This window comes from Ancylobacter sp. (assembly GCF_965249975.1).
Taxonomy (GTDB): domain Bacteria; phylum Pseudomonadota; class Alphaproteobacteria; order Rhizobiales; family Xanthobacteraceae; genus Ancylobacter.
This window is the reverse complement of the sequence record NZ_CBDFNE010000005.1, coordinates 1-25,159: the sequence shown is the minus strand read 5'-3', so window position 1 is coordinate 25,159 and position 25,159 is coordinate 1. Positions and strand designations below refer to the sequence as shown.

The following is a 25,159-nucleotide window of genomic DNA, read 5'->3' as shown; positions in this document are numbered from 1 at the left end:
GTTCGAGTTCGACGATGTTACCGGAACGCTCGTCGGCATCTGGTCGCCGGCCTTCGCCAGCGAGTTCAGCGTCCAAGGCTATCATTTCCACTTCATTTCCGACGGCAAGGATCAAGGTGGCCATGTGCTGGATGTGCGGGCGGACACGCTCGACATCGCGGTCGAGGCGCTGTCGGATTACCGGCTGATCCTCCCGGAAACGGAAGCGTATCTGAAGGCCAATCTCGGCCGGGACATCGCTGCCGAGCTCAACGCCGCCGAACGTGGCCACTGAACGCAAGCCTGCGGGGAACATCATGTCGGATGAGAGCAAGACGGCCCAGATCGGCGCCGACCTCGTGGTTCGCGCGCTCGAAGAGCGCGGCGTGACGCATGTGTTCGGCATTCCGGGGGCGAAGATCGACGCGGTGTTCGATTCGCTGGTGAATTCGAAGATCGAGACGGTGGTCTGCCGCCATGAGCAGAATGCGGCCTTCATCGCCGGCGGTATTGGCCGCCTGACCGGCAAGGCCGGCGTCTGCATCGCAACATCCGGGCCCGGCGTCTCCAACCTCGTGACCGGGCTCGCCACCGCCAATAGCGAGGGCGACCCTGTCCTCGCCCTTGGCGGCGCGGTGGCGGTGGCTGATGCGGACAAGCACATCCATCAGTCGATGGATGCCATCGCGATCATGAAACCGGTGACGAAATACGCGGTCAGCGTCGGCGCCACCGATCAGATCGCGGAAGTCATGGCCAATGCCTTCCGCGCCGCCGAAGGCGGACGGGCCGGCGCGAGCTATGTCAACCTGCCGATGGACGTGATGAAGGCGGCCGCGCCGCAGTCACCGGTGGCGCTGCCGCGCTTCTCCGGTCTCGGCCCCGCCAATCCGGCCGCGGTTGCCGAGGCCGCGCGGCTGATCAACGACGCTGCCAACCCCGTCGTGCTGCTCGGCATGATGGCGAGCCGGCCCGACGCCGCCGCGGCGCTGCAGCCCTTCCTCAGCAAAGGCAACCTTCCCGTTGTCGGCACCTTCCAGGCGGCGGGCGCGGTTGGGGCGTCGCTGTTCGAGAATTTCGGCGGCCGCGTCGGCCAGCTCGACAATCAGCCCGGCGACGAATTGCTCGACGCGGCGGACCTCATCATCACGGTCGGCTACGACCCGGTCGAGTATTGGCCGCCGGAATGGAACCGGGGAAAGACCCGCGCCATCATCCATATCGACGTGCTGCCCTCGACGCTCGATGCCGACTATCAGCCGCTCATCGAGCTGGTCGGCGACATCGCGCTGACGCTGCAGGCGCTGACGCCTAAGCTCGCGCGCCACGGCACGCCGGCCCTGTCGGCGGCAATGCTGCACAAGATCGAGGCCGAGCGGCGGCTGCTGGCGGAGGGGGCGGCCAAGCGCAGCGGCGTGCCCATCCACCCGCTACGCCTCGTCCACGATCTGCAGCAATTCCTCAGCGACGATGTGACCGTCTGCCTCGACATGGGCTCGTTCCATCTCTGGATCGCCCGCTACATGTACAGCTTCCGTCCGCGCCAGCTCCTCATCAGCAATGGGCAGCAGACGCTCGGCGTCGCGCTGCCCTGGGCGATCGCCGCCTCGCTCGTGCGGCCGAGCGAGAAGGTGCTGTCCGTCTCCGGCGACGGCGGGTTCCTGTTCTCGGCGATGGAGCTGGAGACGGCGGTGCGCCTTGGCACCAACATCGTGCACATGGTCTGGATCGACGGCACCTATAACATGGTGAAGATCCAGGAAGAGCTGAAATACGGCCGCGGCTCCGGCGTCGAGTTCGGGCCGATCGACTACGTCAAATATGCCGAAGCCTTCGGGGCGAAGGGGGTGATGATCCGCTCGCCCGACGACATTCTTCCCGTCCTGAAAAAGGCGTTCGAGACGCCCGGCCCGGTGATCATCGGCGTGCATGTCGACTACAGCGATAATGCCAAGCTGTTCGCGCAGGCCCGGGAGAACGCGTTCCATTGACGCCCGACGACCACTGAACCGAAAGCTGCGGCAGGCGAACGGGGAGACAAGCCGCTCACCAACGGCATCGGCAAGTCCAGGCGCGCCAGCCAGATCCTCAAATGCGATGCGGGCGGGGTCCTCCGCCTCGCCGGCGAGCGCCTGCGACGACGGCCGGGGGCTACGGCGTGCCCTTTGATGGCACGAAGGCCGCCACGGACCGAAGGAGCAGGCGCGCGGCGCGCGTGACCTCTTCACCCAGACCGGACCTCGTGCCTGCTGGAAGGCTGACTGTTGCGCAACGCGCCGGCCGGCTCATCTGCCGGTCGGCGGTTCCGTCGACACATCGGCAAAGACGGCCACACGCTTGAGGAAGGCGGCGGCGCCGGCAACTCCTCCTCCATCGCCGCACGGGCGGCCCCTCCCACGCCGGCCTCAGCCCTGAAAACCTCGTTCCCGCCCGACGGTCGCCAGATAGAGAGCCGGCAGGAAGACCAGCGTCAGCAGCGTGGCCACCATCAGGCCGCCCATGATGGCGAAGGCCATGGGGCCCCAGAAGACAGTGGGGGCGATGGGGATCATTCCGAGCACGGTGGAGAGGGCGGTGAGCATGATCGGGGTGAAGCGGGCGCAGGCGGCGTCGATCACCGCCTGCCGCGCGTCCTTGCCGCCGGCCCGCTCGGATTCGATCTGACCTATTAGGATCACAGCGTTTTTTATGATCATGCCGATCAGCGCCAGCACGCCGAGAATGGCGACGAAACCGAGCGGACGGCCGGACACCAGCAGTGCGATGACGACGCCGATGAGACCGAGAGGAGCGACGCTGACGACCAGTGCGGTCAATGAGAACCGCCTGAGCTGGAACATGAGGACGGTGAGCATCATGAGGATCATCACCGGCACCACCGCGATCACCGAGGCGAGCGAGGCCGCGCTCTCCTCCACCGTGCCGCCGGTCTCGATCCGGTAGCCCGCCGGCAGCGTCTTCGCCAGCGCGTCGATCTTGGGGGCAAGCTGGTCCACCACCGTCTCCGGCAGTTCGCCCGGCGCGATGTCCGACTGCACGGTGAGCGAGGGCTGCCGGTCGCGGCGCCACACCAGCGGGTAGGTCTGCTCATAGCCAAAGCTGGCGAACTGGCTGAGCGGCACGGTGCGCCCGCCGGGCAGCGGCACTTCCAGCGTGCGCAGCGTGTCGAGCGAGACGCGCTGTTCGTCGGTGGCCCGCAGCACCACGTCGACGAGATAGATGTCGTCGCGCACCTGCGTCACCGGGGCGCCGGTCACCACCGTGTTCAGCACCGAGCCGATGGCCTCCGTCGACAGGCCGAGCAGCCGCGCCTGGTCCTGATCGACACGGATGCGGATTTCGCGCGCGGGCTCGATCCAGTCATAGTTCACCGTCCGCGTCAGCGGGTCGGCGGCGATGACCTCGGCCAGCTTGAAGGCGATGTCGCGCACCTGGCCGAGATCGGGCCCGACGACGCGGTACTGGATCGGCCAGCCGACCGGCGGGCCGAGTTCCAGCGGCGAGACGCGGCTCACCACATTGGGGAAGTCATTGGCCAGCAGCGTCGCCAGCTTGGCTTCCAGCCGCTGCCGCGCCGCCACATCCTTCGCCACCACCACCGCCTGGCCGAAGAAATCATTCGGCAGCTGCGCGTTGAGCGGCAGATAGAAGCGGATCGCGCCCCGCCCGACATAGCCGCTCCAGCGCGCCACGTCCGGGTCGTCGCGCAAGGCGTCGTCGAGCCGCGCCATGGCACGCTCGGTGGCGTAGATCGAGGCGTTCTGCGGCAATTGCAGATCGACCAGCAGCTCGGGCCGGTCGGAGGAGGGGAAGAACTGCCGGGGGATCAGCGGCAGCGCCAGCACGGCGGCGACGAACAGCGCCAGCGTGACGGCGATCGTGACCCAGCGGGCGTTCAGCGCGACGGAGAGCAGGCCGCGATAGAGGCGCATGATCCGGCCCGGCGGCCCGCCCGCCGCCTTTGGCGGCTTCAGGATGACGAGGCCGATCAGCGGCGCGAACACCACCGCCACCAGCCAGGAGACCAGCAGCGCGATGGTGACCACCGCGAACAGGCTGAACGTGTACTCGCCGGCCGAGGAAGCGGCGAAACCCACGGGCACGAAGCCGGCAATGGTGACCAGCGTGCCGGCCAGCATGGCGAAGGCATAGGTCTTGAAGGCGAAGACCGCCGCCACTTCCTTCGGCTCGCCGGCGGCGAGGCGCCCGAGCGTGGCGTCGGTCGTGGTCATGGCGTCGTCGACCATCAGCGCCAGCGCGATGATGAGCGCGCCGAGCGAAATGCGCTGCATGTCGATGTGGAGCAGCCACATGATGGCGAACACGCCCGCAAGCGTCAGCGGGATGGTGAGCGCCACCATCAGCCCGGCGCGCACGCCGAGCGCGATGAAACTGACCACAAGGATGATGAGAATGGCCTGCCAGAGCGACTCCATGAACTCGGAGATCGCGCCCGCCACCGTCACCGCCTGATCGGCCACCAGATGCGGCTCGATGCCGAGCGGCAGTTCTGCCGTGATCTTCGCCATGGCCGCGTCGACATTGCGGCCGAGCTGCAAGATGTCGCCGCCCTCGCGCATGGCGATGGCAAGGCCGATGGCCGGCTCGCCATTGGTGCGGAACAGCGGGCGCGGCGGGTCGGCATAGCCGCGTCGCACCGTGGCGATGTCGGCGAGCCGCAGCATGCGCCCGTCGACGGCGAAATTGATGTTGGCGATGTCCTGCTCGGAGCCGAAGGCGCCGGTCACGTCGATCACCAGCTTCTCGTCGCCGGTCTGGATGGTGCCGGCGGGCTGCACCACGTTCTGCGCCCGCAGCGCCGCCACCAGCGCCGAGCGGTTGATGCCGAGGGCGGCGAGTTCGCGCACCGAGAACTCGACGAAAATCTGCTCGTCCTGTTCGCCCAGCAGCTCGACCTTGGCGACATCGGGCACCTGCAGCAGCTTCGAGCGTGCGGCCTCGACATAATCGCGCAATTCGCGGTGGGTGAAACCGTCGGCGGTGAAGCCATAGATCAGGCCGAAGGTGTCGCCGAATTCGTCATTGAAGCCGGGCCCGACCACGCCGCGCGGCAGGGTGTGGGCCATGTCGCCGATGCTTTTGCGCACATGGTACCAGACATCGGGCACCTCCTGCGCCGTCGTGCTGCCCTTGAGGTTGACGAAGATGGTGGTGATGCCGGGGCGGGTGTAGCTGCGGATGAAGTCGAGATGCGGCGTTTCCTGCAGCGTGCGCTCCAGCCGCTCGGTGACCTGCTGCAGCGTGTCCTCGATGCCCGCGCCGGGCCACGCCGCCTGCACCACCATGGTCTTGATGATGAAGGAGGGGTCCTCGGCCCGGCCCAGCCGCGTATAGGTGAACAGCCCAGCGACCACGACCGCCAGCATGAAGAAGATCACCAGCGAGCGTTCGCGGACCGCCCATTCCGAGAGGTTGAACCGCATCACGAGCCCGCCCCGAGCAGGCGCACCTTCTGGCCGGGATGCAGCGCCTGGACGCCGGCGGTGACCACCACCTCGCCCGGGCTGAGCCCGGTCTCGACGCTGATCGACGCCGGGGAGAAGCCGCGCAGCTCGATATTGCGCAGCGCCACCGTGCCGGTCGCCGGATCGACCACCCACACCGCCGGCCGGTCATTGACGGCGGTGAGCGCCGAGGCGGGCAACTCGATCGCCGCATCGGTGCCAAGTTCGACACGGCCGACGACGGTGGAGCCGAGCCGCATCGCCGCCGGCGGATTGTCGAGCCCGACCCTCACCCGGAAGGTCCGCGTCACCGGGTCCGCCTGCGGCGCCACTTCGCGCACGCGGCCGGTGGCGGTCACCTTCGGATCGTCGCTCAGCGCGACGGTGATGACAGGGTCCGCCGGCGCCGCGCGCAGCACATTGGCCGGCACATCGAACACCGCGTCGCGCCCGCCCTGCCGGGCCAGTTGCAGGATCATCTGCCCGGCCTGCACCACCTCGCCCGGCTCGCCGCCGCGCGCCGTCACCGTGCCGGCGGCATCGGCAACGAGTTCGGTGTAGCTGACATTGTCCTGCGCGATCTTGAGCTGGGCCTCGGCATTGTCCACCCCGGACTGGGCCGCCTGAAGCGCGGTGCGGGCGGCATCGTGATTGGCCTGGGTGGTGAAGCCGTTGCGCAGCAATTGCTCCTGCCGCTCAAACGTGTTGGCGGCGGTAACGAGCTGGCTTTCCGCCGCCGCCAGCGCGGCCTGGGCCGAGCGCTGCGCATTGAGCGCGTTCTGCGGGTCGAGCCGGGCGACGACCTGCCCGGCCTTGACGACATCGCCGACATTGGCGCTGCGCTCGATCATCCGGCCGGAGACACGGAAGGCGAGGGCGGCCTCGTCCTGCGCCTGCACATCGCCGGTGAAGCTCGCCACCTGGCCGCCGACACCCTTCTCCACCGTGACGACGCGCACCGGGCGGGGCGCCGGCGCCTCGGCTTCCGGCTCCGCACCGCAACCGGCAAGGGCGAGGCTGGCGGCGAGAATCGCGGCGATCAACAGGGGTCTGGTCGTCGTCATCGGTATGCACCTTCGCTGTCCGGCCCCGCCGCAACGCCACGGCGCTACGGCGCTACGGGAGGGGGAACCCGCCATTGGATACCCGCTCACGTGACCGAGCGGCAACCACTATACGCGGGGGCGCGCACGGCGAAACGGGCAGAGCGTCCCCAATACATACGTTTCATCCCACCTCTTCGACGGAGGAAGCGACAGAGACGGGACAGCAGCGGCTGGCGCGTCAGAAGCTTCCCAGCACCGAGCCGAGCCCGATGACCGCCACCAGCGCCAGGAGCGCGCCGACAATGGCGACCATGACGATGTCGCGGTAGCTTTCCCTCGGCGTCACCCCGCAGACGGCGAGCAGCGTCACCACCGCCCCGCTATGCGGCAGGCTGTCGAGCGTGCCGGCGCTCATCACGGCGACGCGGTGCAGCAGCGCCGGCTCGATGCCGAGCGCTCCCGCGCGTTCGAGGAACACCGGGCCGAGCGCATCGAGCGCGATGGTGAGCCCGCCCGAGGCCGAGCCGGTGAGCGCGGCGAGGATGTTGACCGCCACGGCCAGCGACACCAAGGGCCCGCCGCCGATGGACAGAACCCAGTCACGCACCAGGGCGAAGGCGGGCAGCGCCGCCACCACGGCGCCGAAGCCGACCAGGCTCGCCACCGAGAAGATCGGCAGCACCGAGGCATTGGCGCCGGCATCCATGGTCTCGCGCAGCTTGGGCAGGCGGCGCCGGTTGAGCAGAAGCGTCGCCGCTATGGCGACGATCAGCGCCACGGCGACCGACCACACGCCGCTGACCGCCGACAGGGGAATGCCGCCCCAGCGTTCCTCGGCGAGAAAGCCGAAATCGAGCCGCGGCAGCACCCCGAAGGACATGACGAGATTGACCAGGATCACCAGCCCCAGCGGCAGCGCCGCGACCGCGATGGACGGGCGCGCGGCGCTCTGGTGGCCATGGGTGATCTCGGCCGGATCGAATTCGCGCGCCGTGCTCGCCCGCTCGCGCAGCAGCGGGTCGTCGAGATGCGCATTCACCGCGGCGCTGGCGTCGCCGAAGCCCTCGCCCGCCCGCCGCGCCGCCGCCTCGACACGTCCAAGCCACCACAGGCCGAAGCCGAGCATGAGGGCGGAGGCGATGATCCCCAGCCCCGGCGCGGCGAAGGGCGTGGTGCCGAAGAACGGCATGGGAATGGCGTTCTGGATCGCCGGCGTACCGGGCAGCGCCATCATGGTGAAGGTGAAGGTGCCGAGCGCGATCGCCGGCGCCATCAGCCGGCGGGGAATGTCGGCGGCACGGAACAGCGCCTGCGCCATCGGCGCCAGCACGAACAGGGCGACGAACAGGCTCACCCCGCCATAGGTGACGAGGGCGCCGGCCAGCACCACGGCGAGGATGGCGCGGCGCGGGCCGAGCGTCGCCGTCATGAAATCGGCGATGGCGGCGACCGAGCCGGAATCCTCCATCAGCTTGCCGAACAGCGCGCCGAGCAGGAACAATGGAAAGAACTGCCCGACAAAGCTCGCCGCGCTGCCCATGAAGGTCTGGGTCCAGCTGGCGAGCAGCGGCTCGCCCGACAGCAGCGCGGCGATCAGCGCCGCGAGCGGGGCCAGCAGCAAGACGCTCCAGCCGCGATAGGCGAACCCGACCAGCAGGCCGAGACCGAGCAGAATGCCGAGGAGGCCCATGGCTCACACCCCTTCGAGCAGCACGTCGAGATCGACGGAAGACCGCGTGCCGATATTGCCCGCGTTTGCTTCCAGGAAGGCGTCGGCGGCCTTGCGGCCCTCCGCGCGCAGCAGCGAGAGGAACGCCCATTCGGCATTGAGCTTGGAGGAATAGCCCAGCGTGTCCATGATCGAATTGCGCACGAGGTGGATGCGCATCTTCGCCCATTGCGCGCCCTCGCTGTTGCCGGGATCGGCGACCTGCCGCAGCAGGGCGATCATCCGCAGCTCCTTGAGCAGCACGGCGTTGAACGAGACCTCATTCAGCCGGTTGAGGATTTCCGGCGCGCTGCGCGGTGTGCCGGGGCGCTCCACCGGGTTGATCGGGATGAGGATGGTGTCGTCGGATTTGAGCTCGCGCACCAGCGGCGTCATGGTCGGGTTGCCGGAATAGCCGCCATCCCAATAGCACTCGCCCTCGATCTCCACCGCCTGGAACAGCGTCGGCAGGCAGGCGGAGGCGAGCAGCACGTCGGGCGTGATCTCGGCGTTGCGGAACACCCGGCCGCGCCCGGTGCGCACATTGGTGGCGGTGATGAACAGCTTGACCGGCGAGGTGCGCAGCCGCTCGAAGTCGATCGCCTTTTCCAGCACCGCGCGCAGCGGGTTGGCGGCGCCGGGGTTGAGATCATAGGGCGAATAGAGCCGCGACATCAGATCCATGGTGACGAAGAGCGGCGAATGGTCGAGCGTCCAGCGGCCCAGCAGCACATCGAGCGGCCCGCGCTGGAACGGGCTGAAGCGCGCCGCGTCGGCGACATGGCGCCAATAGGTGTCGAGCGCGGTCCGGGCCCCCGCCCGCCCGCCGGCGGCAAAGCCATCCGCCAGCACGGCCGCGTTCATCGCCCCGGCGGAGGTGCCGGATATGCCTTCGATCTCCAGCCACTCCTCCTCGAGCAGCCGGTCGAGCACGCCCCAGGTGAAGGCGCCGTGCGAGCCGCCGCCCTGCAGAGCGAGATCGATGAGGACCGGGGGGCGTCCTGTCGCCATGTCCGGTTCCGGACCCTTGCCCGTCTGTTGGCGGGGCGCGGCGGGTGTGGAACGTCGCATGGGCGCCACCTCTGTGAACCTGACAGGGACTATCGGTAACAGTCGCCGTGTTGCGCCGCAACATGCCGGTTACGGGGCGCTCTCGATCATCGACTGCGACCAGTCTTGCAGGAATCGCTTGCGGCGGGCCGCGTCCTGCACGGCCAGAAGCGCCGGGCCGACGGTGATCGGGCGGGCGATGCCCGATGTCACCACATCCGGCCCCTCGATGCCGGGCGGCGCCGAGCCGTCGAGCCCGAAGAAGAAGGACTGGCTGCGCCCGACGGACTGGCCGCGCTCCGACAGCAGATAGTTGACGAAGCGGGACGCCAGCGACGGGTTCGGCGCCCGCACCGGCACCATGGCGCCGCGGCTGAGAACGAGCGTGTAGTCGGCCGGCATGACGATGCCGATGGGCTGGCCGCGCCGCACGCGCTCATAGGCATAGGAGCCGAGCATATTGTAGCCGATGAGCAGCCGGCCCGTGGCGACCTCGTCCAGTATCTGCGAGGTGCAGCAGCGCACCACCACCTGCGCGCGGCCCAGGCTTTCCAGCAGCCGGCCATAGGTGGTCGTGGTCTGCCGCGCATCGTTGAACGCCAGCAAATAGCCGATGCCGGACAGCCGGATATCATAGGTGCCGACCCGCCCGCGATAACGCTCGGGATCCCGCCGCAGCAGTTCCGCGAGTTCGAGATGCGTGCCCGGCACGTCGGCCCCGGACAGGCTGTCGCGGTTATAGACCATGACGATCGGCTCGAAAGTGAAGCCGAAGACCTCGTCGCGCCAATTGGCCCAGCGCGGGGCGCGTCCGAGATCCGGCCCTTCGATGCGCTGGGCGCAGCCATCATTGGCGAGCTTCACCAACTGGTCCACCGAAGAGGACAGGAGAACATCGCCGAGCGCACCGCCTTCGGCGCAGATGCGGGCGGCGGTCGAGAACAGGTCGTTGGTGACATATTCGACGATCTCGACCGTGGTGCCGGGCGCGAGCTGCTGGAAATCGCGGATCAACGGTTCCAGCGCGTAAAGATCCGTCGCCGCGTGGATCGACAGCGTATCGACCGGTGTGGCGAGAGGCGGAAACCGTGTGACGGTCTGCGCCTCGGCACAGGCGAGGGGAAGAGCGAGGGCACAGGCGAAGGCGCAGGCGACGACTCTCGCAAGACGGGTCATGTTCCCTCCGCCGGGATGTGGGACAGCGACATCACCACGACGAAACCGAAGGCGCCTTTTTCCACGAAGGACAGCGCGCCGCCATGGGCGGCCAGCACCTCGGCGGCGATGGACAGGCCAAGCCCCGAGCCCTTGCCATCCGACGACGGCGAGCCGAAGCGCTGGACCACGCGCGCCCATCGGTCCCGTGCAATGCCCGGCCCATCGTCTTCGACCTCGACAATCGCCCGGTCGTCCCGCGCCAGAAGCCGCACGGTGATGCGGGAGGCGGCGCCGTGGCGAACAGCATTGTCGAGAATGTTCTTGATCGCCTCCGCCAGATTGACCGGATCGCCGCTGACGATGAGCGGCGCCGGCGGTGCGTGCAAGGTGACGAGAATATCCCGCTCCAGCGTGTCGGGAATGGCGGCGTCGAGCGCCCGCCGCGTCAGCTCGGTCAAGTCGACGGAGGAATTGGCGATGGCGCGCTCGCGGTGCGCCACCATGGCGTGGCTCAGCAGCTGGTTGGTCAGCCGCGACAATTGCCGCGTGCGCGACTGGATGCGGTCGAGATGCTTGCGGCCCGCCGGTGCCACCTCGTCGCCCGACAGCAGGTCGACCTGCGCCTCCAGCGCGGCGAGCGGCGTGCGCAGCTGGTGCGCGGCATCGGCGATGAATTGCTGCATCAGTTCCACCCGGATGCGCAGCCGCTCGATAAAGCCGTTGATCTCGGCGATGAAGGGCGCGAGTTCGCGCGGGGTCGACACGTCGATCAGGGTGAGGTCCAGCGGGTCGCGCTGGCGGATGGCCGCTTCCAGCCGCGCGATGGGTGCCAGCGCCCGGCGTACGGCGAAGATCATGCCGCCAATGGCGATCAGGCCCATGGCGCCGACCAGTATGAACGAGCGGAAGGTGAGATCGCGCGCCAGGGCGCGGCGGGCCTCGACCGTCTGCGCCACGATCACCACCGCCTCGCCACGCATCTGCGGATCGTCGAAACGGCGGGAAACCCGCGCCACGCGCACGATCTCGCCACCAAAACGGGCATCCTCCACCACGGCCTTGTCCGGCTTTTGAGCCCCGGCAGCGGGATCGTCGAGGCTCTCATAGCCGGTCAGTGTCTCCCCCGCAGGATCGAGCACGCGGTAGAAGATCCGGTCGCGGTCGGAGAGCGCGAGGAGTTCGAAGGCGGAGACGGGAAGCTCGATTTCCGGCTGGCCATCCTGCACCTGGATCGCATCGGCGATCTGGTAGGCGGCACCGAGCAAGAGCCGGTCATAGGCCTCGTCCGCCGCCTCGCGGGCCGAGTACCAGGCGGCGGTCATCAGCACCGCCGCGCCGAACGCCAGAACCAGTGCGATCAGCACGAACAGGCGGATGAACAGCGACGGTTCACGCCGAACCATCGATCACCATCTGGTAGCCGAAGCCGCGCACGGTGACGATCTGCGCCCGCGCGCCCTCGATCTTGCGGCGCAGCCGGCCGACATAGAGCTCCACCGCGTTCGGGCCCGGCGCCTCGTCATGGCCGAACATGCGGTCCAGCAGTTCGTCCTTGCCGAAGATCCGCCCGGGACGCGACGACAGGATCTCCAGCAGAGTCAGTTCCCGCCGCTTGAGATGCACCTCGCAATCGCCCACCCGCACCATGCGGGTCAGGCGGTCGATGCTGATATCGCCGCAGCGCAGGAGATTGGTCGCTTCGCCGCCATTGCGCCGGATCAGCGCGCGCACCCGCGCTTCCAGCTCGCGGAAGTCGAAGGGTTTGACCAGATAATCGTCGGCGCCGATGTCCAGCGCGTCCACCCGGTCCTCCACCCGCGAGCGGGCGGTGAGGATCAGCACCGGCGTCGTCGAGCCGCGCGCCCGCAGGCGCGACAGGATTTCGAAGCCGTCGAGACCCGGCAGCATCACGTCGAGGATCACGAGGTCATAGCTGGTGCGGGCGAGCACCTCCATGCCGGCCGTGCCGTCCAGCTCCCAGTCGATGGCATGACCGATCCGGCCGAGGCGCGCGACGATGGCCTCGCCGACATCCTTCGTGTCTTCCACCAGCAGGATACGCATCGCTCACCCAGGGCGCGGCGGCTGCCGCAAAGACAGCTGTATGACAGGAATCGGCTCTAGCAAAGCAGCCTCAAGCACCGCGCAGACGGTGTCGTACCCGTGGAGGAACGTCCGGCCGGCGCAGGGTTGCCCCCGCGCGCGCGTCCCGCCTCCGCTGACCTTGACCCGCCGCGCGGACGCGCGGCCGCCGAGTTTTCGGAGGAAACCCGCAATGAACGCTCTTCTCAAGACCTTCGCCCTCGCCGGGCTGGTCGGAACGCTGATGACCGGCGCGGCCGCCGCCCTGCCGCAGAAGACCGAATGCCTCGCCGGCGCCAAGCCGGGCGGCGGCTTCGACGTGACCTGCCGCCTCGCCGCCAATTCGCTTCTCGCCGCCAAGCTGATCGAGCAGCCGATGGTCGTCACCTATATGGAAGGCGGCGTCGGCGCCATCGCCTACAACCATGTCGTCGGCAAGCGCGCGGCCGATCCCAGCCTGATCGTCGCGGCGTCCACCGGCTCGGCGCTGCTGCTCGCCCAGGGCAAGTTCGGCAGCCATGACGAGAACGCGGTGCGCTGGATCGGCGCGCTGGGCGCGGATTACGGCGTCATCGTCGTCGGCGCGGATTCGCCCTACAAGACGCTGAAGGAACTCTCGGACGCCTATGCCGCCAATCCCACCGCCTTCCCCATCGGCGGCGGCGGTGCCGTCGGCAGCCAGGACTGGATGAAGGCCGCGCTGATCGCCAAGGGCGCCGGGCAGGACCCGAAGAAGATGCGCTATGTCGCGCTCGAAGGCGGCGGCGCGGTGCTGACTTCGCTCGAAGGCGGCCACATCAAGATCGGCGCCGGCGACGCCTCGGAAATGGTCAAGCACCACCTCGCCGGCAAGGTGCGCATTCTCGCCGTCATGTCGCCGGAGCGCCTGCCGGGCGACCTCGCCAACATCCCGACCACCCGCGAGCAGGGCTATGACTTCGACTGGGTGATCTGGCGCGGCTACTACACCGGCGGCAAGGTGAGCGACGCGGACTACGCCGCCTGGACCGACACGTTCCAGAAGCTGGTGCAGACCCCGGAGTTCAAGACCGAACTCGCCGCCCGCGGGCTGTTTCCCTACACCGTCATCGGTGCCGAGTTCGACGCCAAGGTGAAGAGCGACGTGCAGCGCTTCAAGACGCTGGCCAAGGAAGCCGGTCTCTGATCGCGCGCCGCTGAGCCACGCGGCCTCGCCACGCGCGGGGCCGCGCCCTGACCTGTGCCGGGAGAGACGCCATGGATGCCCCTAAACACCCCGCCGCCGGGCCGCTGAGCAATCGGATCGCGGCGCTCGTGCTGCTCGCCTTCAGTGTGATCTACGGCGTGGCCGGCAGCGGGATCGACTACGCCTTCTCCTCCGACCCGCTCGGCCCGCGCGTGTTCCCGGTGCTGCTGGCGTTGCTGCTCGGCGCCTTCTCGCTGATCTATCTCTTCGTGCCCGGCCAGGCCGAGAGCTGGCCGCAGGGCACGGTGCTGATGCGCTGCCTCGCCCTGCCGGTGCTGGTGCTGGTCGCCGCGCTGCTGTTCGAGCCGCTGGGCTTTGCCGCCTCGATCTTCGTCATGACGGCCGGCGTCGGCCGGATCTTCGGTGCCTCCTGGCGCGCCTCGCTGATCGGCGGGCTGGTGCAGGCGGCGCTGTGGTACGTGATCTTCGGCTATCTGCTCGACGTCTATCTTCCTGTCGGCGACCTCTTCGCCGCCTCGCGCCGGGGCTAGCACCGCCATGAACCTCGATTATCTCTGGACCGGCTTTTCCGTCGCGCTGAGCTGGCAGAATCTGCTGATCGGCCTGATCGGCTGCTTCCTCGGCACCATCATCGGCGCGCTGCCGGCCATCGGCCCGATCAACGGCATCGCGCTGCTGCTGCCCATCGCCTACACGCTCGGCCTGCCGCCCGAGAGCACGATGATCCTGCTCGCGGCGATCTATTCCGGCTCTGAATATGGCGGGCGCATCTCCTCCATTCTGCTCAACGTGCCGGGCGATGCCGGCGCGGTGATGACGGCGCTGGATGGCAACCCGCTGGCGCGGCAGGGCCGGGCCGGCGAGGCGCTGATGATCAGCGGCCTGTCCTCCTTTGTCGGCGGCATCATCGGCGTGGTCGGTCTCACCCTGTTCGCCCCGTTCCTCGCCAGCCTCGCCGTCGGCTTCGGCCCGGCCGAGTATTTCGTGCTGATGGTGTTCGCCTTCGCCACGCTGGGCTCGATGGTCGGCAGCCAGCCGGTCAAGACGATGATCGGCTGCGTGCTCGGGCTGATGCTGGCGACCGTCGGCCTCGACGCCACGTCGGGCGCCTATCGCTTCACCTTCGACAGCCCGGAACTGGGCGACGGCATCGACTTCGTCGTGCTGGTGATCGGCCTGTTCTCGATTTCCGAGGCCATGCTGATGCTGGAAAGCCATGCGACCGGCAGCTCGATCATCGGCAAGGTCGGGCGCACCTTCGTGCGCTGGAAGGATGTGGTGTTCACCACCGGCGCGACGTTGCGCGGCTCGATCATCGGCTTCGTCGTCGGCGTGCTTCCCGGCACCGGCGCCTCGGTGGCCAGCGCGGTGTCCTACACGCTGGAAAAGCGCGTCTCCGACCGTGACGGCACCTTCGGCAAGGGCGACATGCGCGGCCTCGCCTCGCCGGAAGCGGCGAATAATTCCTGCGCCGCCGGCGCCTTCGTGCCGATGCTGACCCTTGGCGTGCCCGGCAGCGGCACCACGGCGGTGATGCTTGGCGCGCTGATGCTCTACAACATCCAGCCCGGCCCGCAGCTCTTCGCCGAACGCCCGGAAATCGTCGGCGGCCTGATCGCCTCGCTCTACATCGGCAATGTGCTGCTGCTGCTGCTCAACATCCCGTTCGTGGGCATCTTCTCGCGCCTGCTGCTGCTGCCGAACTGGATATTGGTGCCCGGCATCCTGGTCCTGTCCATTGTCGGCGTCTACTCGACCCATGCGAGCGTGGAATCGATCATGCTCATGCTGGGTGTCGGCGTGCTGGGCTGGCTGCTGCGCAAGCTCGGCTTCGACATGGCGCCGATCATCCTCGGCTTCGTGCTCGGCCGGGTGATGGAAGTTAACCTGCGCAACGCGCTGGCGATCAGCGGCGGTGAACTCGGTATCCTGTTCCAGAGCAACATCTCGCTCATCCTGTGGGTATTGGCCGCCCTCGTCGCGGTCGGGCCCTGGGCCCTGCAGCGCTGGTCGCTGTCGCGGCGGCGCGCCGGCATGACGGAGTAAGGATGAGCGACGACCCGCACGCGGCAGGGTGACGGAGAGGAGCGGGCACGGCGAGAGCCGTGCCTTCCGGGCAGCCCCGCTGGCGATTGTACGGGACAAGCAGACCTCGCCGGCGCCGCCGACCTCCGGCTGGAAGGGCGGCTCCGGCGCGTGCGTGTCAGGACACCGTGACCCAGAGCTTGCGCACCGTTTCTACCGTTTCCCAGGTGCCGACAAAGCCGGGGCGCATCACGAACGTATCGCCCGCGGTGAAACGGCGGGGCGCGCCGCCCTCTTCGGTCAGGATGATCGTGCCGGAGAGGATGGTGCAGTACTCCCAGGTTTCGCCCTTGATCGAGCGGGTGATGCCAGGCGTCGCTTCCCAGATTCCGGTGCGGATGCCGCCATGCGCGGCTGCCGCCATTTCCCAGGTCCGGTAGCTCGGATCGCCAGCGATCAGCCGGTCCGGGGCGGCCTTGCTCTGTTCCGGAGCACCGGGATTGGCGAGGTCGAAGACGACGAGATGGCTCATGGGGCCGGTCCAAGGTTGAGGGGAAGAACGGCGCGCTCAGCGCCGCGCGGAGAGGAAGGCGGCGATACGCTCGGCGATCATGATGGTCGGCATGTTGGTGTTGGCGCGGGGGATGGACGGCATCAGCGACGCGTCCGCCACGTGCAGCCCCTCCACACCGAACACGGCGCCGGCCGGCGAGGTCACGGCCTGCGGATCGCCGGCGCGCCCCATGCGGCAGGTGCCGGAGGGATGCCAGGTTCCGCCGACATTCGTGCGTACGAAGTCGGTAAGCGCGTCGTCATCCGACAACAGCCTGTCCATGCGCACGCCCTGCGTCACCACCGCGTGGACAAGCGCCGCGCGCAGCGGGCCGGCGATGTCGAGCAGTGCCGCCAGCGCGCCGCGCTGCGCCGCGTTCCACAGGCCCGGCACCGCGATCTTCGCCACGCGCGGCGTGTAGCTCGCCGGGAAGACCACGTCGCGGAAACCATTCATGGCGGGGTCGAGCAGCGCATGCGCGCCCATGCGCAGCGCCGATGTCAGCCGGACGAGATCGCGCTCATCGCTCAGCATGCGGAAATCGACCTCGGGCTCGACGCGGGGATCGGCCGAGGCGAGCCGCAGGAAGCCGCGCGAATAGGACTTGTTCACCCAGAAGAACAGGCTGCCGGTGCGCTGCCCCACCGCGTGCCAGCCGGCGCGCGCGAGGATGGCCGCGTGCATGTCGCCGCCCGGCGTTCCCGGCAGGCCCGAGGAATAGCGCCAGATCGCCTGCTCATGGTGCTCGCCGGGATTGCGCTCGCGCGCGCCGGGCGGCAGCCAGGTGGCCACCGCGATCGAGGGATGTTCCATCAGGTTGCGGCCGACGCCCCGCCGGTCGGCCACGACCGGAATGCCGAGCGCGCGCAGTTCCTCCGCCGGCCCGATGCCCGCGCGCAGCAGCAGCGCGGGCGAATGGATGGCGCCGGCCGCCAGCACGACCCGCCGCGCCGCGATGGCAAAGCGCCGGCCCGCTTCCGTCTCGACCTCGGCGCCGACGGCGCGTGCGCCCTCCAGCAGGAGGCTTGTCGCGGCATGGCCGGTGAGGATTTTCAGATTGGGGCGCCGCCGGACCTCCGGCGTCAGATAGGCGAGCGAGGTGGGCTGGCGCTCGCCCTTGTCGTCCACGGCCACGACACCGCGAAAGGTGCCGTCTTCCCACAGGCCGTTCTGGTCCGGCCGGATCGGATGGCCGCGACCGTGCAGCGTCGTCATCACGCGATGGACGAAGGGCGAGATCTGGGCGTCGCTGATGCGACGCACCACCAGGGGGCCATCCGTTCCGTGCAGCGGGCCATCGACATCGCGGTCGGCCTCCATGGAGCGGAACACCGGCAGGCAGGCCTCCCAGTTCCACCCGGCGGCGCCGAGCTCCTCCCATTCGTCATAATCCCCGGGCGCGCCGCGATTGGCCATCAGGGCGTTGATCGCCGAGCCGCCGCCGAGGAGGCGGGCCTGCTCGTAGCGCCGCGGCCGGCGGCTGGCATTGCGCGCCGCGTCCCCCATGAGCGCCGTCAGGCCGCTCCAGATGTTGGAGGTGTCGAGATAGGCGCGGCCGGGATAGCGGGCGCGCACATCGGCCGGAATGTCGCCGGCCGCGACGTTGCGGCCGGCTTCGACCAGGATGACATCGTGGTGCGGGTCTTCGGAAAGCCGCGCGGCCAGAACGCAGCCGGCCGAGCCGCCGCCGAGAATCAAGGTGTCGGTGTTCATGGGGCGGTTTTCATGGGGCGGTGTTCTGTCTGAGGTCGCGGCGCGCGCTGAGCGCGACCAGCATCACCACGAGGAACGACACGGCGGTGAGCAGCGTGCTGATCGAGGCGATCGTCGGGTCGATCTCGTCGCGCAGGGCGGTGAACATGCGCTTGGTCAGGGTCTGATACTCGCCGCCGGAGATGAAGAGGGCGACGACGGTCTCGTCCAGCGCCGAGATGAAGGCGAACAGCAGGCCGGTGATCACGCTCGGGCGGATCTGCGGCAGCGTGACGATGAAGAAGGTGCGCAGCCGGTTCATGCCGAGGCTGCGCGAGACCATCTCCTGCGCCGGGTCGAACTTGCGCAACCCCACCAGCACCGAGGTGATGACATAGGGCAGGCCGAGCATGACATTGGCCAGGATCAGGCCGGTCATGGTCGCCAGCAGGCCGACATTGGCATAGACGAGGAAGACGCCGACGGCGGTGATGACGATCGGCACCACCAGGGGCAGCATCAGCACCACCTGCAGGCTGCGCGCCAGCCGTGAATTGGCGAGGTTGAGCGCATAGGCGGCGGCGGTTCCCATCACCGTGGCGATGATGGCGCTCGACACGGCGACGACCAGGCTGACACGCGTCGCCTGCATCCAGGCGGCGCTGGTGAAATAGGCCTCGTACCAGCGTAGCGACCAGGAGGGCGGCGGAAAGGCGAGGAAGCGCGCGCCCGAGAACGACATCGGCACGATAATGATGACGGGGATCATCAGCCAGACCAGGATGAGGCCGACGAAGACGCGCAGCAGGATCTTCGGGACGTTCATCACCGGGCTCCCATGATGCGCTCGAACGGGATCACGAAGCTGGCGAGCCGGAAGATGAAGAACACGCAGGCCAGCAGCACCACGCTGATCGAGGAGGCCGCGCCCCATTCGTTGTAGACCTCGATATTGCGCGACACCAGCATGGAGACCATGTAGGTCCGCCCGCCGCCAAGCAGTTCCGGCGTGATGTAGAAGCCGAGCGTCAGCACGAAGACCAGCACCATTCCGGCGACGACACCGGGCAGCGACAGCGGCAGGAACACGCGCAGGAACACGTGCAGCGGCGTGCCGCCGAGGCTTGAGCCCGCCATGGTCAGCTCGGGCGGAATCTTCTGCATGGTGGCGTAGAGCGGCAGCACCATGAAGGGCAGCAGGATGTGCACCGTGGCGACGATGGTGCCGAACTCGTTGTTGACCAGCGTGAGCGGGGCGTCGACGAGCCCCAGTTCGGTCAAGGCGGTGTTCACCAGGCCGCGCCGCTGCAGCAGGATCAGCCAGGCATAGGCGCGCACGAGGACGCTGGTCCAGAACGGCAGCACGACCATCGCCAGGATGACGAGGCTCCACAGGCGGGAAGCCCCCGCCGCCACATAGGCGACGGGGTAGCCGAGGAGCAGAGCCGCAGCAGTCACGATGAAGGCCATGCGGAAGGTCTGCAGGAAGGTCATCCAGTAGACGTCGTCGGTGACCACCCGTGCATAATGCGCCAGGGTGAACCCGCCATCCTGCCGCACCGACTGCCAGGCCAGCCAGCCGAGCGGCAGGATCAAGAGACAACCGACCACGGCGAGCGCCGGCGCCAGCAGCAGCAGGACCAGGCGGCGCTCACGCCGCTGATGGGCGAGTGACGGGTTGACCGACGATGTCGACATGAAAGCCTCCTCGCGAGCGGCGGGTTACTTCTGGATGAAGGACGCCCAGCGCTTCTGCGCCTCCTCGCCGGCCGGCGAACTCCACCACGCCACCGAGATCAGAACCTGCTTGGCGGCATTCTCCGGCGAACTCGGCATCTGCGCGGCGCGCTCGGGCGAGATCTTGCCGGTCTTGTAGGCGGCGGGGTTGCCCGGGCCGTAGTCGATATAGGCCGGGAAGTTGGCCTGGATGTCGGGCGAGATGGCGGCGTTCAGGAATTTGTAGGCCGTGCCCAGATTGGGGGCGCCCTTGAGGATGCAGAGCGAGGTTTCCTGCAGGAAGCCCTGATTGAAGGTGTAGCCGATCGGCGCGCCTTCCTTGATCACCGCCGTCACGCGACCGTTCCACGCCATCTCCATGTCGATTTCGCCATCGGCGAGAAGCTGCGCCGACTGGGCGCCCGAGGTCCACCACACGGTGACATGGGGCTTCAACTCCTCCAGCTTCTTGAAGGCCCGGTCGACGTCGAGCGGGTAGAGCTTGTCGGCCGGCACCCCGTCCGCCAGCAGCGCGGCCTCCAGCGTCGCCATCGGATGGCTGCGCAGCGCCCGAGTGCCGGGGAATTTCTTCACGTCCCAGAAATCAGCCCAGGTCTTCGGGCCGTTCTCGCCGTATTTCTTTTTGTTGAAGGCCAGCACCGACGAGTAGAACTCGTAGGGAACCGAATAGGCCGTCTTGTACTCTGCGGGGATGTCGGCCGCGTTGGGCACCTTCGAGAAGTCGAGCTTCTCGATCATGCCCTGCTCGCCGCCGCGGGATACAGTCCTTGGTCGGCGTGTCGATCACGTCCCACACCGGCTTGCCGGTCGCGGTCTGGGTCTTCAGCACCGGCCAGGCGTCGGGCGAGGAATCCTGGTTGATGGTGATGCCGAGCAGCTTGGCCACCGGATCGAGGATGGCCTTGGTCTGGGCCTCCTGATAGGCGCCGCCCTGGGAGACGAAGGTGATCTGTTCGGCCGAGGCGGCCGCAGCCGACAGCAGCAGCGCCGCCATGATGATCGGGGTCGAGAGTGTCACGCGCATTTCCGGTTCTCCTCTAGGTCGTTTTTGTGGGCCGCTTGCGTTCGTGCGGCGATGATCGCGGCGCGTCATCGCCCGATGGCATCGAGGAACTGGTACCAGCCCGCGACCAGGCGCACGGCGGGCTCACGCAGTCCGTAGAACGGGATGGGGTGCAGCGGCTGCCGCGTCAGCAGGCCGAGATCCGGCGTGCCGCCGGTCACCAGCGCGGCGACGTGGCGGCCGATGCCGGAGGCAAGGGCGACGCCGGTGCCGTTGTAGCCGACGCAGTAGACGACGCGCTCATCCAGCCGGCCGAGATGGGGCAGGCTGTCGAGCGTCATCGCCACCAGGCCCGACCAGCGATGCTGCACCTTCACCGTGGCAAGCTCGGGAAACTGCCGCACCATGGCCTTTTCCAGCGCAGCGAAGGCGGAATCGGTATCGGTCTTGCCGAAGGCGCCGCGCCCGCCATACAGCAGCCGGTCGCCGGATTTCCGGAACCAGCGCATCATGCGCCGCGTCTCGGTGTAGCTGCGTCCGCTAGAAAGCAGTCCCGCACCCGGCGTGCCCGTGAGCGGTTCGGTCGCGATCATCGCCGAGCGGAACGGGATGATCGCCTTACGCACCGGCGCCGTCGCCGGCGTCAGGTCGGAATAGGAGTTGGTGGCGATCACGACCTGTCGCGCATTGATGCGCCCGGCCGGTGTCTCCACGATCACACCCGTGCCGTCGCGGCCGAAGCGGGTGACGGGCGTGGCCTCATGGATGGCGATGCCCTCGGCCTTCAATCCCGCCGCCAGCCCAAGGACGAAGTTCAGCGGATGGATGACACCGCCATGGGTGCTGAGCATGCCGCCGGTGAAGCCGCGCGAGCCGGTTTCGGCCGTCACCTCTCCGGCGCTCAGGATCGATATGCCGCGATCGCCCAGCGTCTCGCGCAGCCAGGTCGCCTCGCTCTTCAGCACGTCGAGCGTGTGGGCATTATGGGCGCAGCGCAGCGACCCGGAGGGCCGGTAGTCCGCGCCCTCTATGCCAAGCTCATCGACCAGGCGCCCGACATGCTCGACCGCCTCAAGGCCGAGATCGTGCATGCGGCGCGCGGCGTCGAGGCCGTACCGCGCGGCGATGTCCTTGAACCCCGGTGCGGTACTTGCCGGACACCACCCCGCCATTGCGACCGCTCGCCCCCCAGCCGATGCGGTTCGCTTCGAGCACCACCGGCGACAGGCCGGCCTTGGCGAGATAGCGCGCCGTGGAGAGGCCGGTATAGCCGCCGCCGATGATGGCGACGTCAAAAGACTTGTCGCCCGACAGGGGGCCCATCTCCGGCCGGGCGACCGAGGTCGCCCGCCAGAGGGAGTCGATGTCGACCGGGGAGTGGCGGTTGCCCATGGCTGTCGCGCTCGCGCTCAGGCGGCCGCGCGGGCGTCGGCGAGTTCCGCGTCCACCGCATCGGCAAGCTGCTTCAGCGAGGAGAAGTGGTAGTCGGGCTTGGTCAGCACCTTGGGGTCCGGCGTGCCGCCGAAACCCTTCAGGCCCTGGCGGCGCTCGATCCAGCAGGTGACATAGCCCTCGGCCTTGGCGACGCCGATATCATGATGCTGGCTCTGCGCCACATGCAGGATTTCGCACTGCTGGAAGCCGAGCGCGGAGAGGCGGCCCTTATTGTAGGCGAAGAACCGGGGGTCCGGCTTCGCGCAACCCGTCTCGTCGCAGGTGACACCGTCATGGAACGGGTTGCCGAGCGTCGCCGCATAGGCGGAGAAGGCGGTACGGTCGGCATTGGTCATGGCGACGAGGCGGAAATTCTTCCGGAGCCGGCGCAGGGCCTCGACGGAATCGGCGAAGGCCGGCCAGCGCAGCACCGCGAGCTGGAACGCCTCGGCGGTGGCGTCGTCGTTCAGGAACCCGCATTCATTGGCGAGCGACAGGTACACATCCTTCATGGCGAAGGAGGAACGGCCGTAAAACTTGTCGCGCCCGCGCTTGTAGGGCTCGAAGATCTCATCGTCGCTGGCCGCGGCGGCCTTGGGGCCGCCGAGCGCACGCACCGCGCTCAGGACACCCGTCTCGAAGTCGATCAGCGTGCCGACGACATCGAAGGTCATGACCTTGAAATCGGTGAACTTCATTTTCTTCGTTCCTTGTTGGCAGGTAGCGGGAAGAGGGGTCAGCGGGCGGGCGGCACGACGATGGTGTCGTCCGGATGGATGGCGACGGCGATGCGCTGCCCGGGTTGTTTCAGGAGCGATCGGCCCTGATGGTTGCTCGGCACCCTCAGGCTGAGCCGCGCCCCACGGTCGAGCTCCAGGAAGATGCGGATGCTCTCGCCCTGGTAGAGGGTCTCGGTCACGACGCCGCTCAGCACATTGACCGCCCCGGCCGCGCCGTCCGCGACGACGGTGAGCTTCTCGGAATGGACGACGAGGAACAGCTCGGCGGCGTTCGGCACCGGGCGCGCGCAGACGAGGCGCGTGCCGTCGAGATCGACCGCGCGATCGTCGATGCGCCGGACCGGCAGCAGCGTCGCCTCGCCGATGAAGCCGGCGACGAAGGAATCCGCCGGCGTGTCGTGCAGCCGCTCCGGCGTATCGACCTGGACCAGCTGGCCTTTGTTCATGACGGCGATGCGGTCGCTCATGGTCAGGGCTTCGCGCTGGTCGTGCGTCACATAGATCATCGTCGCCGCAAGCTTGCGGTGGAGATGCTTGAGCTCGATCTGCATCGTCTCGCGCAGCTGCTTGTCGAGGGCGGACAGCGGCTCGTCCATCAGGATCAGGCGCGGCTCGAAGATCATCGCGCGGGCAAGGGCGACGCGCTGGCGCTGGCCGCCGGACAGCTCATGGATCTTGCGCTCGGCAAAGCCGCCGAGCTCCACCATGTCGAGCGCCGCCTTGAGCCTGGCCGGCCATTCGGACTTCGGCATGCGCCGCGCGCGCAGTGGAAACGTCACGTTCTCCGCGACGTTCATATGCGGGAACAGGGCGTAGTTCTGAAACACGATGCCGATGTCGCGCTTGTGCGGCGGCTCAAAGGTAATGTCGCGCTCACCGAGGAAGATCGCGCCGGAGGTCGGCTGGACGAAGCCGCCGAGAATGCCGAGCAGCGTGGTCTTGCCCGAGCCGGACGGCCCGAGGATCGAGACGAACTCGCCCGGCGCGACGTCGAGATTGATCGCGTCGAGCGCGCGGAAGCTTCCGTAGAATTTGGAAGCGGCCCGAATGGAGACCCCGACCGTGTCGCGCGCAATCAATCTCGACATGCTGTCCCGTTTCACAAGTTCAGGGGAAGAGTGGGGGCCTCGGCGGAGCCGCCGCCATTGATGGCGACCCCGCAGCCGGTTGCTTCGCCTAAGCTCCGGCGGCAGCGCACGGTGAGTGCCGACGCGGCGGGATGCCCAGACCGGTTGCTCGGCTCATCCCTGAGGCTGTCGCCCCGGCACATTGCTCTCGCCATGGTATCGTGCTCCCGGAAGCGCGCAGCGGTTACACCGCATGCAACCGAACGACTGCGATGGCGCCCGCGGTATCCACGGACGCCGGAGTGAAGGCGCGAGGCTATGCGGCCCCTCTGGCTTCGCGTTTTGCAGGCCCGAACCGGGCCTTCCATGGTCAGAGCAGATCAATCTTCGCCGCCCGGCTCAATTGAAAAAAAAATCGGGCGGGCATTACATTATGTAATGCGCAAACTTCGCCTCGCCCTGCCTTCGATGAATGGCTTCTTCACCTTCGAGGCGGCAGCGCGTTGCGGCAATTTCGCCCGCGCCGCCGAGGAGCTCAATGTCACCCGGCAGCGGTGAGCCGGATGATGGGCCGGCTGGAGGAGCATCTGGGCATCAGCCTGTTCGAGCGCATGCCCGGCGGCGTGACGCTGACCGAGGCCGGGCGCATCCTCTACGAGGCGATCTCCCGGGGCTTCTCGGGCATCGAGCATGCGCTGCGCGAGATCGAGGACCGCAAGACCGGCGTCGAAACGGTCACGCTCTCGGTCTCGACCGGCTTCACGACGCACTGGATCATGCCGCACATGGCGGAGATCAAGCGGGCGTTTCCCTCGCTCGAGCTGCGCTTCCAGCTCATCATGTCGGCGCTCTCCGGGCCGGTCACCGATGTCGATCTCGGCATGCGCTTCGTCGACGGGCCGGACGAGCGCCACGAGGCGAGCTACATCATGCCGGAAATACTGGGTGCCGATCTGCAGCCCGGGCTACCGCGGCGACGGGCAGCGCGGCGCGATCGCCGACGCGGCAAGCCCGGTGGAGACCCTGATCGATCTGGGCGAGACACAGCCGGACTGGTCGCAGGTGTTCTTCCCCGGCGATCCGGGCGCGGCGACCAATTCGATGATCTTCTCCGACTATGCGATCGTCGTGCAGGCGGCGATGCTCGGCCAGGGGGTGGCCCTCGGCTGGCTCAACGTCACCTGTCACTGGCTGCGGACGAAGGCGTTGGTTCCCGCGAGCTCGGGGTCAAGCT

20 protein-coding genes and 2 pseudogenes are annotated in these 25,159 nt (G+C 68.2%); 7 read left to right on the top strand and 15 right to left on the bottom strand.

Going from position 1 to position 25,159, the window contains the following annotated elements:
* The coding region (locus ACP2AH_RS08430) for an acetolactate decarboxylase (protein ID WP_425105396.1) at nucleotides 1–274 on the top strand (274 nt) is incomplete at its 5' end.
* Nucleotides 275–296: 22 nt separating this feature from the next.
* Complete coding sequence (alsS, locus tag ACP2AH_RS08425; protein ID WP_425105395.1) at nucleotides 297–1,970, top strand: acetolactate synthase AlsS; 1,674 nt, start codon at nucleotides 297–299, stop codon at nucleotides 1,968–1,970.
* Nucleotides 1,971–2,384: 414 nt separating this feature from the next.
* Here the strand turns inward: alsS and ACP2AH_RS08420 are convergent, their stop codons facing one another.
* The 7 genes from ACP2AH_RS08420 to ACP2AH_RS08390 form a co-directional block, all read right to left on the bottom strand.
* Nucleotides 2,385–5,423, bottom strand: a complete 3,039-nt coding sequence (locus ACP2AH_RS08420; protein ID WP_425105394.1) for an efflux RND transporter permease subunit — start codon at nucleotides 5,421–5,423, stop codon at nucleotides 2,385–2,387.
* Nucleotides 5,423–6,508, bottom strand: a complete 1,086-nt coding sequence (locus tag ACP2AH_RS08415; RefSeq protein WP_425105393.1) for an efflux RND transporter periplasmic adaptor subunit — start codon at nucleotides 6,506–6,508, stop codon at nucleotides 5,423–5,425. Before ACP2AH_RS08415 ends, ACP2AH_RS08420 begins: the two co-directional genes overlap by 1 nt.
* 220 nt (nucleotides 6,509–6,728) lie before the next feature.
* Nucleotides 6,729–8,180 carry a GntP family permease gene (locus ACP2AH_RS08410; RefSeq protein ID WP_425105392.1) on the bottom strand — a complete coding sequence of 484 codons (1,452 nt, stop codon included), beginning with the start codon at nucleotides 8,178–8,180 and terminating at the stop codon, nucleotides 6,729–6,731.
* A 3-nt stretch (nucleotides 8,181–8,183) separates the two neighbouring features.
* Complete coding sequence (locus tag ACP2AH_RS08405) at nucleotides 8,184–9,209, bottom strand: patatin-like phospholipase family protein (protein WP_425105391.1); 1,026 nt, start codon at nucleotides 9,207–9,209, stop codon at nucleotides 8,184–8,186.
* Between the two features lie 129 nt (nucleotides 9,210–9,338).
* Nucleotides 9,339–10,424 (bottom strand): ABC transporter substrate-binding protein, encoded by a 1,086-nt coding sequence (locus ACP2AH_RS08400; protein WP_425105390.1) that lies wholly within the window; start codon nucleotides 10,422–10,424, stop codon nucleotides 9,339–9,341.
* Nucleotides 10,421–11,809: a sensor histidine kinase gene (locus ACP2AH_RS08395; protein WP_425105389.1), complete on the bottom strand. Its 1,389-nt coding sequence runs from the start codon at nucleotides 11,807–11,809 to the stop codon at nucleotides 10,421–10,423. The genes ACP2AH_RS08400 and ACP2AH_RS08395 overlap by 4 nt, the downstream gene beginning before the upstream one ends.
* On the bottom strand, nucleotides 11,796–12,470 hold the full coding sequence (locus tag ACP2AH_RS08390; protein WP_425105388.1) for a response regulator transcription factor: 675 nt from the start codon (nucleotides 12,468–12,470) through the stop codon (nucleotides 11,796–11,798). Before ACP2AH_RS08390 ends, ACP2AH_RS08395 begins: the two co-directional genes overlap by 14 nt.
* Before the next feature lie 211 nt (nucleotides 12,471–12,681).
* On the opposite strand from ACP2AH_RS08390, the gene ACP2AH_RS08385 reads away from it, so the two are divergent.
* From ACP2AH_RS08385 to ACP2AH_RS08375, 3 genes are all read left to right on the top strand, one after another.
* Nucleotides 12,682–13,653: a Bug family tripartite tricarboxylate transporter substrate binding protein gene (locus tag ACP2AH_RS08385; RefSeq protein ID WP_425105387.1), complete on the top strand. Its 972-nt coding sequence runs from the start codon at nucleotides 12,682–12,684 to the stop codon at nucleotides 13,651–13,653.
* Between the two features lie 71 nt (nucleotides 13,654–13,724).
* Nucleotides 13,725–14,204 (top strand): tripartite tricarboxylate transporter TctB family protein, encoded by a 480-nt coding sequence (locus ACP2AH_RS08380; RefSeq protein WP_425105386.1) that lies wholly within the window; start codon nucleotides 13,725–13,727, stop codon nucleotides 14,202–14,204.
* A gap of 7 nt (nucleotides 14,205–14,211) precedes the next feature.
* Nucleotides 14,212–15,720 (top strand): tripartite tricarboxylate transporter permease, encoded by a 1,509-nt coding sequence (locus ACP2AH_RS08375; protein ID WP_425105385.1) that lies wholly within the window; start codon nucleotides 14,212–14,214, stop codon nucleotides 15,718–15,720.
* A gap of 157 nt (nucleotides 15,721–15,877) precedes the next feature.
* Here ACP2AH_RS08375 and ACP2AH_RS08370 read toward each other — a convergent pair whose 3' ends face one another.
* From ACP2AH_RS08370 to ACP2AH_RS08335, 8 genes and pseudogenes are all read right to left on the bottom strand, one after another.
* Nucleotides 15,878–16,231, bottom strand: coding sequence for a cupin domain-containing protein (locus ACP2AH_RS08370; RefSeq protein ID WP_425105384.1), 354 nt, complete (start codon nucleotides 16,229–16,231; stop codon nucleotides 15,878–15,880).
* A gap of 36 nt (nucleotides 16,232–16,267) precedes the next feature.
* Entirely contained in the window at nucleotides 16,268–17,965 is a 1,698-nt protein-coding gene (locus tag ACP2AH_RS08365; protein ID WP_425105383.1) for a GMC family oxidoreductase, read from the bottom strand.
* 10 nt (nucleotides 17,966–17,975) lie between these two features.
* On the bottom strand, nucleotides 17,976–18,770 hold the full coding sequence (locus tag ACP2AH_RS08360; protein ID WP_425105382.1) for an ABC transporter permease: 795 nt from the start codon (nucleotides 18,768–18,770) through the stop codon (nucleotides 17,976–17,978).
* Complete coding sequence (locus tag ACP2AH_RS08355) at nucleotides 18,770–19,642, bottom strand: ABC transporter permease (RefSeq protein WP_425105381.1); 873 nt, start codon at nucleotides 19,640–19,642, stop codon at nucleotides 18,770–18,772. The genes ACP2AH_RS08360 and ACP2AH_RS08355 overlap by 1 nt, the downstream gene beginning before the upstream one ends.
* 24 nt (nucleotides 19,643–19,666) lie before the next feature.
* Nucleotides 19,667–20,705, bottom strand: a pseudogene (locus ACP2AH_RS08350) (ABC transporter substrate-binding protein).
* Between the two features lie 65 nt (nucleotides 20,706–20,770).
* Nucleotides 20,771–22,076: pseudogene (locus ACP2AH_RS08345) on the bottom strand (NAD(P)/FAD-dependent oxidoreductase).
* Between the two features lie 17 nt (nucleotides 22,077–22,093).
* Nucleotides 22,094–22,816, bottom strand: coding sequence for an HAD-IA family hydrolase (locus tag ACP2AH_RS08340; protein ID WP_425105380.1), 723 nt, complete (start codon nucleotides 22,814–22,816; stop codon nucleotides 22,094–22,096).
* Between the two features lie 38 nt (nucleotides 22,817–22,854).
* On the bottom strand, nucleotides 22,855–23,946 hold the full coding sequence (locus tag ACP2AH_RS08335; protein ID WP_425105379.1) for an ABC transporter ATP-binding protein: 1,092 nt from the start codon (nucleotides 23,944–23,946) through the stop codon (nucleotides 22,855–22,857).
* A 417-nt stretch (nucleotides 23,947–24,363) separates the two neighbouring features.
* Between ACP2AH_RS08335 and ACP2AH_RS08330 the strand changes: the two genes are divergently transcribed.
* Both ACP2AH_RS08330 and ACP2AH_RS08325 read left to right on the top strand, forming a co-directional pair.
* Nucleotides 24,364–24,483 carry a LysR family transcriptional regulator gene (locus tag ACP2AH_RS08330; RefSeq protein ID WP_425105378.1) on the top strand — a complete coding sequence of 40 codons (120 nt, stop codon included), beginning with the start codon at nucleotides 24,364–24,366 and terminating at the stop codon, nucleotides 24,481–24,483.
* 5 nt (nucleotides 24,484–24,488) lie between these two features.
* Nucleotides 24,489–25,159 (top strand): LysR family transcriptional regulator (locus ACP2AH_RS08325; protein WP_425105377.1); only part of this gene is annotated, 671 nt, incomplete at its 3' end.

Bases quoted from the DNA above. Each gene is read 5' to 3' on its own strand.
- alsS (WP_425105395.1), top strand. From the start codon at position 297: ATGTCGGATGAGAGCAAGACGGCCCAGATCGGCGCCGACCTCGTGGTT.
- ACP2AH_RS08420 (WP_425105394.1), bottom strand. From the start codon at position 5,423: ATGCGGTTCAACCTCTCGGAATGGGCGGTCCGCGAACGCTCGCTGGTG.
- ACP2AH_RS08415 (WP_425105393.1), bottom strand. From the start codon at position 6,508: ATGACGACGACCAGACCCCTGTTGATCGCCGCGATTCTCGCCGCCAGC.
- ACP2AH_RS08410 (WP_425105392.1), bottom strand. From the start codon at position 8,180: ATGGGCCTCCTCGGCATTCTGCTCGGTCTCGGCCTGCTGGTCGGGTTC.
- ACP2AH_RS08405 (WP_425105391.1), bottom strand. From the start codon at position 9,209: ATGGCGACAGGACGCCCCCCGGTCCTCATCGATCTCGCTCTGCAGGGC.
- ACP2AH_RS08400 (WP_425105390.1), bottom strand. From the start codon at position 10,424: ATGACCCGTCTTGCGAGAGTCGTCGCCTGCGCCTTCGCCTGTGCCCTC.
- ACP2AH_RS08395 (WP_425105389.1), bottom strand. From the start codon at position 11,809: ATGGTTCGGCGTGAACCGTCGCTGTTCATCCGCCTGTTCGTGCTGATC.
- ACP2AH_RS08390 (WP_425105388.1), bottom strand. From the start codon at position 12,470: ATGCGTATCCTGCTGGTGGAAGACACGAAGGATGTCGGCGAGGCCATC.
- ACP2AH_RS08385 (WP_425105387.1), top strand. From the start codon at position 12,682: ATGAACGCTCTTCTCAAGACCTTCGCCCTCGCCGGGCTGGTCGGAACG.
- ACP2AH_RS08380 (WP_425105386.1), top strand. From the start codon at position 13,725: ATGGATGCCCCTAAACACCCCGCCGCCGGGCCGCTGAGCAATCGGATC.
- ACP2AH_RS08375 (WP_425105385.1), top strand. From the start codon at position 14,212: ATGAACCTCGATTATCTCTGGACCGGCTTTTCCGTCGCGCTGAGCTGG.
- ACP2AH_RS08370 (WP_425105384.1), bottom strand. From the start codon at position 16,231: ATGAGCCATCTCGTCGTCTTCGACCTCGCCAATCCCGGTGCTCCGGAA.
- ACP2AH_RS08365 (WP_425105383.1), bottom strand. From the start codon at position 17,965: ATGAACACCGACACCTTGATTCTCGGCGGCGGCTCGGCCGGCTGCGTT.
- ACP2AH_RS08360 (WP_425105382.1), bottom strand. From the start codon at position 18,770: ATGAACGTCCCGAAGATCCTGCTGCGCGTCTTCGTCGGCCTCATCCTG.
- ACP2AH_RS08355 (WP_425105381.1), bottom strand. From the start codon at position 19,642: ATGTCGACATCGTCGGTCAACCCGTCACTCGCCCATCAGCGGCGTGAG.
- ACP2AH_RS08340 (WP_425105380.1), bottom strand. From the start codon at position 22,816: ATGAAGTTCACCGATTTCAAGGTCATGACCTTCGATGTCGTCGGCACG.
- ACP2AH_RS08335 (WP_425105379.1), bottom strand. From the start codon at position 23,946: ATGTCGAGATTGATTGCGCGCGACACGGTCGGGGTCTCCATTCGGGCC.
- ACP2AH_RS08330 (WP_425105378.1), top strand. From the start codon at position 24,364: ATGCGCAAACTTCGCCTCGCCCTGCCTTCGATGAATGGCTTCTTCACC.